The following is a 9,945-nucleotide window of genomic DNA, read 5'->3' on the forward strand; positions in this document are numbered from 1 at the left end:
CCGGATCCGACGCACAGTCCGCGCATGTGGTTGAGCGCCTCCGGCGGTGCCGCCCGGAGGCGCCCAGCTCGACAATGCGAAGCGCCCCTGTGCTCGCAGCACAGGGGCGCTTCTCGCTGTCCCGCCGGCGGCGGGGTCCGCTCAGTCGCGGGTGAGGCGGCGGTGGGTGACGCGGTGCGGCCGTGCGGCCTCCTCGCCCAGACGCTCCACCTTGTTCTTCTCGTAGGACTCGAAGTTGCCCTCGAACCAGTACCAGTTCGACGGGTTCTCCTCCGTGCCCTCCCAGGCGAGGATGTGCGTCGCGACACGGTCGAGGAACCAGCGGTCGTGGGAGACCACCACGGCGCAGCCCGGGAACTCCAGGAGCGCGTTCTCCAGCGAGCCGAGGGTCTCGACGTCCAGGTCGTTGGTCGGCTCGTCGAGCAGGAGCAGGTTGCCGCCCTGCTTGAGGGTGAGTGCGAGATTGAGGCGGTTGCGCTCACCGCCGGAGAGCACGCCGGCCTTCTTCTGCTGGTCCGGCCCCTTGAAGCCGAACGCGGAGACATAGGCGCGCGAGGGCATCTCGACCGCACCCACCTGGATGAAGTCGAGCCCGTCGGACACGACCTCCCACAGCGACTTGTCCGGATCGATGCCGGCGCGCGACTGGTCGACGTAGGAGATCTTCACCGTCTCGCCCACCTTGAGGTCGCCGCCGTCCAGCGGCTCCATGCCCACGATGGTCTTGAAGAGGGTCGACTTGCCGACGCCGTTGGGGCCGATCACACCGACGATGCCGTTGCGCGGCAGGGAGAACGACAGGTCCGAGATGAGGGTGCGGCCGTCGAAGCCCTTCTGCAGGTTCTTCGCCTCGATGACGATGTCGCCCAGCCGGGGGCCCGGCGGGATCTGGATCTCCTCGAAGTCCAGCTTCCTCGTCTTCTCCGCCTCGGCCGCCATCTCCTCGTAGCGCGCGAGCCTCGACTTCGACTTGGTCTGCCGGGCCTTGGGGTTCGAGCGGACCCAGTCGAGCTCCTCACGGAGGCGCTTGGCGAGCTTGGCGTCCTTCTTGCCCTGCACCTGCAGGCGCTCCTCCTTCTTCTGGAGGTAGGTCGAGTAGTTGCCCTCGTAGGGGTAGAGATGTCCGCGGTCCACCTCTGCGATCCACTCCGCCACGTGGTCGAGGAAGTAGCGGTCGTGGGTGATCGCGATGACGGCGCCCGGGTAGCTGGAGAGGTGCTGCTCCAGCCAGAGCACGCTCTCCGCGTCCAGGTGGTTGGTGGGCTCGTCGAGGAGCAGCAGGTCCGGCTTCTCGAGGAGGAGCTTGCACAGCGCCACGCGGCGGCGCTCACCGCCGGAGAGGTGGGTGACCTCGGCCTCGGGCGGCGGGCAGCGAAGCGCGTCCATGGCCTGCTCGAGCTGGGAGTCGAGGTCCCAGGCATCGGCGTTGTCGATGGCCTCCTGGAGCTTGCCCATCTCCTCCATGAGGGCGTCGAAGTCCGCGTCCGGGTTCGCCATCTCCTCGGAGATCGCGTTGTAGCGGTCGAGCTTGCCCTTGATCTCCCCCACTGCCTCCTGGACGTTGCCCAGGACGGTCTTCTCCTCGTTGAGCGGAGGCTCCTGGAGGAGGATGCCCACGGTGTAGCCGGGGCTCAGCCGGGCCTCGCCGTTGGAGGGCTGGTCGAGGCCGGCCATGATCTTGAGGATGGTCGACTTGCCGGCGCCGTTGGGGCCGACCATGCCGATCTTCGCTCCGGGGTAGAACGACATCGACACGTCGTCGAGGATGACCTTGTCACCGTGCGCCTTGCGCGCCTTGTGCATGGTGTAAATGAACTCTGCCATAGTGCCACCACCATATAGGGGCGGGTGACCTCCCGCCCAATGCGCTCGGCTCAGTTGCCGCCCAGGCCGGCGGACCCGCCCTCGCCGCTCTCCCCAGGGGCCTCACTGGGAGCCTCGCTCGGTTCGGCGGTGCTGAAGCTCTCACCGGGGATGTGCCCCGTGCCGTTGTCCTCGCCGTCCTCGTCCCGCGGCTCTCCGCTGGGCTCCGGGGCGCCCTCCGGCCGGTCCACGGCTCCGAACATGCAGGTGCCCGTCGACTCCGAGGGCGGCATGAGCGTGGCCGCGGCCTTCCCCTCACGGATCTCCCCCACCACGCAGCCCGCGTCCACGAGCACCGCGAACTGCTTGGACGGCACACCGGTCTCCAGCGGCGTCTCGTCCTGCGTGGCCTCGAGCTGGTCGGCCTCGTAGCCGGCGTCCATGAGCGTCTCGAACACCTTCGCGGAGCTCGGGATGGACTCCGCGTCCCCCAGGAGCGGTTCGAGAGCGGCGATCACCTCGTCCACCTCCGCCGGCTCCTCGGTCTCCACGACCTTCGGCTCCTGAGCGGGCGTGTCTGCGAACACCGAACAGCCTGCCAGCACAGCCAGCAGGACCGCGGAGCCGCACAGTGCGGCGGATCGGCTGAGCGCTCGGGTCATGGACGTCCCTTCCGGAGGTGGCGGATCGGTCCCACTGTAGCCGCACCGCTGCGCGGATGCGGTCATTCCGCACCGTCCGCGGCGAGGGACCGCTTCCACGCACGAGTCCACACCGATGTGACCTCACTGGCCGTGGCGTCCACCGCCCGGCGAGCTCCCGCCCGCAGCGGTTCCGTCCGGATCAGAAGGGAGGGTCCTCCCCACCCGAGACCGCATCACTCGGGACGGCGGCACCGGGCGCCGCACCGCCGGGCACCGCGCCCACGAACGCCTCCTCCGGCTCAGCGGATTCGGGGAAGACCGCCGGCGGGCTCTCGCCGCCCGTCGCACCGATGCCGTCCCAGCCTCCGGCGGCACCCGCCGGAGGCTCATCCTCGGCCGGAACCGGCGACGGATTCTCGAGCGCCTTGGTGGGTGTGAGCCGTGCGAGGCCGAACCGCAGGCTGGGCCCGATCGCATAGGCCGTGATGTCACCGCTGGTGCCGCTCTTCTCGCCGTTGTCCCACTCACGCAGCTTCAGCTCACCCGCGACGACGACCCTGTCGCCCTTTCCCAGGCAGTAGGCGGCATTCGCCGCCAGCGTGCCGAAGACGCTCACATGGAACCAGCTGGTGCCGACCTTCTCGTAGAACCCGGTGTCCGGGTTCCGCCTCTCCTGATCGACGGCCACGCGGAAGTTCGCGTAGCCGCGACCGTCCGTCGTGGTGCCGGTGCGCGCCCTGGCAGCCAGGCTGCCCTCGATCGCCGTCATGACCTTCATGGTGCTGTCCTTCCCCGCCGGGCGCCGACCCCTTCGGCGCCGCCGTGCACCACCACACTGGCCGCTGCGCCAACCGGCGGGAAGGGGTCGACGACGGCTGTGGACGGAGCGTGCGGGATCCACAGCGCGGTGTGCGCACTCCAGGTGGAGTCCGCACACCCGCGGTGACGCATCGCGGCAGGCGACAGCCGGCGGGACGTGTGGGACGCCCGCCGCGCACACTCAGCGCACCGCGTCCCAGAGCCGGCGATGGCGGTCGAGCACCGCGGTGATCGGAGAGAGGAAGGACCCCCTGGCCGCGGAGAGCACAGCGCTGCGCAGGCGCTCGTCCACGGCGGAGGCGGCTGCCTCCGCACCCCGGACACGTGCCCGCGCGGCCCAGGCGGAGGTCAGCCACGAGCCGAGAGCGCCTCCGACGAGGAGGACGGCGGGCACCATCCACAGAAGGACGTGCGCCTCGAGGTCGGTGAATGCCACGAGAGCCCCCTGCACGAGCACCCAGAGCAGACCGGCCACGGTGCAGACGAAGAAGAGGATCTGGAAGAACCTCGCCGTCGACCACCAGCCGGGACGTTCGCGCTCGAGGGGCACGGCGGTGAGGGCGTCGTCCAGTGCGGAGGAGAGCACCTCCGCACTGGACCTCTCCTGCTTGGCGATCCTCCCGCGCCACACGGCCGGCAGCCCCGCCACGGCGTCCTCGACCAGCTCATGGGCGGCGAGGCTCACCCGTGCGCTCTGGGCCCCCGTGACCTCCGGTGCGGCCGCACGCAGGAGCTCGCTCCGCTCGCTCCCGTGCTTGGCGCCCAGCGGATCGGCCTGGGAGCGCTGCGCCCAGGCGAGCACGGGATAGCCGGTCGCCCGGTAGGCGCGCCGGAGGTAGTCCTCCCGGACCGTGCTCACCAGCGCGTCCACCCCCGCCGCATCCATCATCGCGTCGACCAGCGGCTGGGCGCGGGCGAGGTCGTCGAGGTCCTCCGGCGGCTCCCCGATCTCCGCGCGCACCCGTGCCGCGGCGGTGCGGACGTCCGCGAGCAGCCTCTCGGTGGCGGCCTCGCGGGCGGTGATCGTCTCCGCCAGGATCCGCCGGAGCTCCGGCACCCCGTCGCGCGTGACCGCGGAGGCGCCGTGGACCCGCGCCTGCTCGATCCCGTCCTCGCGGAGGAGGGAGGCGAGGTGCGCGCGCGCCCGGTCGCGGTCCGCGGGGCTCAGCCTGTCGATCTGATTGAGGACGAAGACCATCGCCGTGCTGTGTTCGGCGAAGGAGGCCAGGTACCCGCTGTGCAGGGAGTAGTCGGCGTACTTCTGGGGGTCGACCACCCAGAAGACGACGTCCACGAGCCCCACCATCCGGTCGGACTCGAGGCGATGGGCCTGCGCGGTGGAATCGTGGTCGGGCAGATCCACGAGGATGAGGCCGTGGAGATCCGTCTCGTCGTCGCCGTCCAGCGCGGACTCCCGCCAGGTGCGGTTCTTCTCCGGCACCTCGAGCCAGTCCAGGATCTCCTCGCCGCCGGTGCCCCACACGCAGGCGGTGGGCTTCGAGGTGGTGGGCCGGCGGACCCCCACATCCGCGATCTCCAGCCCGGAGACCGCGTTGAACAGGGAGGACTTGCCCGAACCCGTGGATCCGGCGAAGGCGACCACGGTGAAGTCGTCGCCGAGCCCCAGCCGCTCCTCGACCCGGCCCAGGAGCAGCGCCGTCTCCACCGCCAGCTCCGCGCTCAGGGCCGAACGTCCCTCGTCCAGCGCGTACCGCAGCCCTTCGGTGAGGCGCACGAGCTCCTCGCGGGTGCGGGCGTGGGCCGAAGCGGTCATCGGAGTGCCTCCTGAAGTCGTCCTGCGCTGCCTCTGAGCGCGCCCGCCTGCCGGGGAGGGACCTCGGCGGCGGAGAGTGTCATGTCGAAGCCGCTGCGGCATCCGGAGAGCAGGCTCTGCGCGCGGTCCAGCAGGCGCGTCCGCACCGTGGCGGCGAGATCCCGCGCCGCCTCCTCCCCAAAGCTCGTCGCCAGCAGCGTGCCCGCCACGGCGAGCGTGCCCCTCCCCCGGCTGTCGTGGGGTCCGGAGAGCGCCGCGAGCATGAGCACGCACGCCACCCCGTCCACACCGAACGACAGGATGCGGGCCTTGGCCCGCGCGGACTGCCCCAGATCGCGCACGAGGGCGGAGACCTCCTCCGCCCAGGAGGACACGGCGGTGCGGGCCTGCACGTCGAAGTCCGCCGGAACCCGGAAGCGCTCCGGCGCACCGCACTCCTCCATGACCGCACGCCCCGCGCGGTCCTCCTCCCAGCGGATGCGCGCCGTGGAGACGGCCGCCACGGCCTGCTCCCGGATGAGGACCGCGGCTGCGGACTCGATCGCCTGCCGCAGCGGTCCGGCGGTGTCCCGCCTGCCGGTGACGGTCGCGGTGATCCTGTCCCGGATGCGTGCCACCGTGGGCTCGAGGCCCCGGAAGAACTGGCCGGTGCCCACGAAGTCCTGCCAGCGGGCCAGGACCTCCCCGCGGAGCACCCTGCCGCTGGTGAGCGCCTCGGCGAGCGCGGAGGACGCGGCGGCGAACGCATCGTCGACGGCGGTTGCGAGGGCGGCGTGGGCCTCCTCCTGGGCGGCCAGTCCGTCCGCCAGGCGCTCAGCGGTCTCCGGCACGGCCGCGAGCGCTCCCCCGAGGGTGCGGCTCGCCACCCGGCGACGGGCCTCCTCGCTCCGCCCCAGATTCATCACCCACGAGGTGAGAGTGAACACCGCGGACTCCGGGAGAAGGCCGTCCTCGAGCTCGAGTTCCGGAACGGTGAACAGCGGGGACGCGCCGAGACCGGCACCGGTGAGCAGCTCGGTGAGATGGTGGCGGACCTCGCGGTTGGCCGCCGCCGGCACGCGGTCGAGGACGAGCGCGATCGTGGTCCCCCGCGCCTCGGCCTCGGTGAGCAGGCTCCAGGGGACGGCGTCCGCGTAGCGGGAGGCGGTGGTGACGAACAGCAAGAGATCGGCGGCGGCGAGGAGCTGCCTCGCGGCGCTCCGGTTCCACGCACTCGCCGAGTCGACGTCCGGTGAGTCCAGGAGCGCGAGACCCTGCGGCACGGCCGCGTCTGCGAGGAGACGGATGCGGGGCCGTTCGGACAGGTCCTCCTCCGCCCGTGGGGCGAGGGCCTCCGTGGTCCTCTCGAAGCCGCGCAGCACGCTCGCACCGGCGAAGTGGGCGGTGTCGGCGGGATGGTGGATGAGCACGGGCACCCGCGTCGTGGGTCGGAGCACCCCGGCCTCCGTCACCGGCTTCCGCAGCATCGAGTTGAGCAGCGTCGACTTGCCCGCGCCCGTCGAGCCGCCGAGCACCACGAGCAGCGGCGCGTCCGGATGCTCCAGCCGCGGCAGGAGGTAGTCCTCGATCTGGGAGGCCAGTTCGCGGCGCAGGGCTCTGCCCTCCTCCGCGCCCGGGGCGGCAAGCGGCAGGCGGGCGTCGCTGATACGCCGGAGCAGCTCAGTCAGGGCCGGGGCCGCTGCTCCGGCGGCCGGGCTCTTCGCACGTCGATCCACGTGACCAGCATCGACGCTCGGGACGCTCACGTCGACCCACCACGCCGAACAGCTTGGGGATTCGCTGGGAATCGGACCGGCGACCGTACGCTGGCGGAGACACGTTCGAACACTCGATCAGCTGTCCGACCCGGCGTCGCTGCGGCACGGGCCCCGCACAGACGCAGTACAGACACGCACCGGCGCGTATGCACCGGCCACGCACGCACTCGACGACGAGGAGCACCCATGACGAACCCGCCTACCCGCCCGGAGCCCTTCTACCGCCAGGTGGACGCACACCGCTTCGACTCCCTGCCGGCGACCACCGGGGTGTGGTCGCCGGAGCACCAGCACGCGGGTCCGCCGGCCGCCCTGCTGGTCAGGGCGATGGAGGAGCACGGGCAGCACGAGGGCATGCGGCTCGCGGACGTCCGCTCGGACATCCTGGGCCCTGTCCCCGTCCGCCCTCTCGACATCAGTGTGTCCACCCTGCGCAGCGGCCGCTCGATGGAGCTCCTGGAGGCCTCGGCGAGCGCGGACGGGCGGACCGTGATGACCGCACGTGCCTGGCGCATCCGGCGCGCACCGGAGGACTATCCACCACTGTCCGGGTGGCGGGACGGGGAGGTGCCGGCGGTGCCCGAGGCCAGTGGGGAGTCCCGTGCCGTCGTCCTGACCGGCGGGCACGAGAGCGGCTATCAGCGCTCCGTGGAATGGCGCTTCGTCCAGGGCGGGCCCGGCTCCGGCGGGCCCGCCGTTGCATGGGGAAGACAGCTCAATCAGCTGGTGGAGGGCGAGGAGCCGAGTCCCTGGCAGCGCACTCTGGTGCTGGCGGACTCCGCCGGTGGCATCAGCCTCGCCGTCGACCCGCGGGTGCACCGCTTCATCAACTGCGATCTCCACGTGGCGCTCGACCGGGACATGCACGGGCAGTGGCTGCGGATGAGCGCGCAGTCACTCGCGACTCCCGGGCACGGCGGGATCGTGCACAACGCCCTCGCGGACTCCCGAGGCGAGCTGGGCTACGGGCTGCAGGCGATGGTGGCGCAGAACATGGAGTGAGCGGCCGCCCCCTCACCCGCGCCCCTCAGCCCGTCCGGGCCGCTGAGTCATCGGGCAGCCGTGCCGGTGCCCCGAGGAGGAGGGACCACAGGGCGACGGCCACCGCCCCGGCGGCCAGCAGGCAGGCGAGGACGACGAGCTGGAGGAGGGCGGCCTCCACGACGGGCAGGCCGCCGAACACTGCGCCCACAAAGGCACCGGGCAGCGTGACGAGACCCGTCACCCGGGTCTGGTCCGTGCTGGGGACGAGAGCGCGGGTGCGGCGGCACCGCGCCGGAGGAGAAGACGAGCACGGCGGGCACCGCGGCCGCCACTGCGATCACTCCTGCGGCGCGGAGGCCGCCCCGGAGCCCCCACTCCATCCGCGAGGCCACGACCGTGGCCGCGGCCCCCACCATCACGAGGAGGAAGGCCAGGACGAGCGAGAGTGCTCCCAGCTGGAGGACCGCGCGAGCCAGCGACCAGGCCTGGAGCCACGGACGCTCCAGGCGCAGCGCTGCCGTGACCGTGCACGCCGTCGCCGTGAGCAGCGCCAGGGCGAGGAGGACGGACGGCAGGGAGAGGGCCGCAGGGGTCATGGGGGCATTCTGCCCCAGGGACCCGCGGGTCTCACCACGCCAGCGGTGCGGTGAGCGCGCGGCGCAGCGCGGCCTCGCGCTCACGCTCCAGCTGCTGCGACAGCCGGTGCCGGCGGATCAGCTCCGCCCGCGGGAGAACCGGGTCAGGCGGCGGGGGCACCGGGCTCCGCGCCCAGCGGACGAGGAGCATCCCGGCGGACAGCGCCAGTCGACGGGGAATGGGATACAGAGGTACTGCAGACACAGATGTTCCTTGAGTGCAGGGCAGCCCGAATGCCATATTCGGGCATGCCGAAAGAAAGGGAGAGGAAAAGAGGCCAGCGCTGCGTCTCATTCCTGCGCACGCGGAGAATCATCACGTGCAGAGGAGAGCGCAGCCGGATCCCTGGAAATGCTCATGCATTCGCTTCGGGGATTCCCGCACCAGGTCTCATTCGCAGGCGAGACCACGCGGATCCGAGAAACAGCTTCACGGACGACGTGTCGCTGCCTCGAGGAGAGGTGCGGGCAGAGCCGCCCGCGCTCGAGGAGCGGGAGACGCAGGCGTCACGCTCGTCACATGACCGCGGGGACCGCAGGCATACGCGTCAGCCGCGGAACAGCGGGACGATTCAGCCCCGCGCGCCCGGATTCGCCGCAGAGAGTGCAGATGCCGCGCACGTCACTTCGGATGTGAGGCCTCCGAGCAGGCGCGGAGAGCCGAGCCAGCGTGCGGAGCCGAGGAAAGGTCCTTCATGCCGCTGTGCATTCACCATTGCCATCGCCTCCATTCGCAGTCTGCACCGAGATGCGCCTCGACAGGCCACCGGTCCTCCGAGGACCACCCTGTCATTCCTGTCTCTTTGTGATCGCGGTGGCGCTGTCCGTTCTTTCCGACAGAATGCCGCTCACCGCAGATCCGCCACCACCGTAGCACCGGCATTCAGAGCTTGGCAATGGGATTCTCAGATTCTTCGGCATTTCCTGTGCCCGATCCCGCGGACGGTCACCTGCAGGATCATTTCCCGGCAGAACTTCCCGCAGAACGGCCTCGCGACACGGCCCCGCTCATCCGCACCGGCGGATGAATGACGAAGGTGCCGGAACTTCGCCTGTGCGATGTCCCGGCACCCTGCGGTCCGGCAGCGGCGCCCCCGACGGGATTCGAACCCGTGACCTGCGGATTAGAAGGCCGCTGCTCTATCCAGCTGAGCTACGGAGGCGACACGATCCTACAGCACCTCGTGCCGCGTCCCGCCCTCAGGCCTCGGCCTCGCCCAGCGCCTTCTCCAGCCGCTCGAGTTTGGAGTCGATCTCGCCGGTGCGTCCGGGCCGGATGTCCGCCTTCATCACGAGTGAGATGCGCGGACCGAAGGGGGCCACGGCCTCGGTCGCGGCCTTCACGACCGCGAACACCTCGTCCCACTCCCCCTCGATGGTGGTGAACATGGAATCCGTCCGATGCGGCAGTCCGGACTCGCGGACCACCTTCACCGCGGCCGCGCCGGCGTCGTGGACGCCCCCGTCGCCCGCCGGCTCCGGACCGCCGGCCGGGGCCCCATAGAATGCCAGGCGCCGGGCCGCGCACG

At 71.3% G+C, this 9,945-nt stretch carries 8 protein-coding genes, 1 tRNA gene and 1 pseudogene; 1 reads left to right on the forward strand and 9 read right to left on the reverse strand.

The window, feature by feature from the left end:
• Window positions 1-141 precede the first annotated feature (141 nt).
• From ettA to Q0A33_RS06315, 5 genes are all read right to left on the reverse strand, one after another.
• Window positions 142-1,824, reverse strand: a complete 1,683-nt coding sequence (gene ettA / locus Q0A33_RS06295; protein WP_291794542.1) for an energy-dependent translational throttle protein EttA — start codon at window positions 1,822-1,824, stop codon at window positions 142-144.
• Window positions 1,825-1,874: 50 nt separating this feature from the next.
• Window positions 1,875-2,465, reverse strand: coding sequence for a hypothetical protein (locus Q0A33_RS06300; RefSeq protein WP_291794544.1), 591 nt, complete (start codon window positions 2,463-2,465; stop codon window positions 1,875-1,877).
• A gap of 181 nt (window positions 2,466-2,646) precedes the next feature.
• The gene (locus tag Q0A33_RS06305; RefSeq protein ID WP_291794546.1) at window positions 2,647-3,225 is read right to left on the reverse strand and encodes a single-stranded DNA-binding protein; all 579 of its coding nucleotides are present in this window, start codon (window positions 3,223-3,225) and stop codon (window positions 2,647-2,649) included.
• Window positions 3,226-3,447: 222 nt separating this feature from the next.
• The gene (locus tag Q0A33_RS06310; protein WP_291794548.1) at window positions 3,448-5,040 is read right to left on the reverse strand and encodes a GTPase; all 1,593 of its coding nucleotides are present in this window, start codon (window positions 5,038-5,040) and stop codon (window positions 3,448-3,450) included.
• Window positions 5,037-6,755: a dynamin family protein gene (locus Q0A33_RS06315; RefSeq protein ID WP_291794550.1), complete on the reverse strand. Its 1,719-nt coding sequence runs from the start codon at window positions 6,753-6,755 to the stop codon at window positions 5,037-5,039. The genes Q0A33_RS06310 and Q0A33_RS06315 overlap by 4 nt, the downstream gene beginning before the upstream one ends.
• Window positions 6,756-6,983: 228 nt before the next feature.
• Between Q0A33_RS06315 and Q0A33_RS06320 the strand changes: the two genes are divergently transcribed.
• On the forward strand, window positions 6,984-7,799 hold the full coding sequence (locus Q0A33_RS06320; RefSeq protein WP_291794553.1) for a thioesterase family protein: 816 nt from the start codon (window positions 6,984-6,986) through the stop codon (window positions 7,797-7,799).
• Window positions 7,800-7,824: 25 nt separating this feature from the next.
• Here the strand turns inward: Q0A33_RS06320 and Q0A33_RS06325 are convergent.
• The 4 genes and pseudogenes from Q0A33_RS06325 to Q0A33_RS06340 form a co-directional block, all read right to left on the reverse strand.
• Window positions 7,825-8,046 (reverse strand): annotated as a pseudogene (locus tag Q0A33_RS06325) (ABC transporter permease); the annotation flags it as partial.
• A 362-nt stretch (window positions 8,047-8,408) separates the two neighbouring features.
• The gene (locus Q0A33_RS06330) at window positions 8,409-8,621 is read right to left on the reverse strand and encodes a hypothetical protein (protein WP_291794555.1); all 213 of its coding nucleotides are present in this window, start codon (window positions 8,619-8,621) and stop codon (window positions 8,409-8,411) included.
• An 884-nt stretch (window positions 8,622-9,505) separates the two neighbouring features.
• Window positions 9,506-9,579: transfer RNA gene (locus Q0A33_RS06335), tRNA-Arg, on the reverse strand.
• Window positions 9,580-9,616: 37 nt separating this feature from the next.
• Window positions 9,617-9,928, reverse strand: a complete 312-nt coding sequence (locus tag Q0A33_RS06340; RefSeq protein ID WP_291794559.1) for a thiamine-binding protein — start codon at window positions 9,926-9,928, stop codon at window positions 9,617-9,619.
• Window positions 9,929-9,945 lie beyond the last annotated feature (17 nt).

The sequence above is a fragment of the Brevibacterium sp. genome (assembly GCF_022712115.1).
Taxonomy (GTDB): Bacteria; Actinomycetota; Actinomycetes; order Actinomycetales; family Brevibacteriaceae; genus Brevibacterium; species Brevibacterium salitolerans.

What these genes read in the sequence shown, in the direction of transcription:
- ettA (WP_291794542.1), bottom strand. Translation starts at nt 1,824, where the DNA reads ATGGCAGAGTTCATTTACACCATGCACAAGGCGCGCAAGGCGCACGGT.
- Q0A33_RS06320 (WP_291794553.1), top strand. Translation starts at nt 6,984, where the DNA reads ATGACGAACCCGCCTACCCGCCCGGAGCCCTTCTACCGCCAGGTGGAC.
- Q0A33_RS06305 (WP_291794546.1), bottom strand. Translation starts at nt 3,225, where the DNA reads ATGAAGGTCATGACGGCGATCGAGGGCAGCCTGGCTGCCAGGGCGCGC.
- Q0A33_RS06310 (WP_291794548.1), bottom strand. Translation starts at nt 5,040, where the DNA reads ATGACCGCTTCGGCCCACGCCCGCACCCGCGAGGAGCTCGTGCGCCTC.
- Q0A33_RS06300 (WP_291794544.1), bottom strand. Translation starts at nt 2,465, where the DNA reads ATGACCCGAGCGCTCAGCCGATCCGCCGCACTGTGCGGCTCCGCGGTC.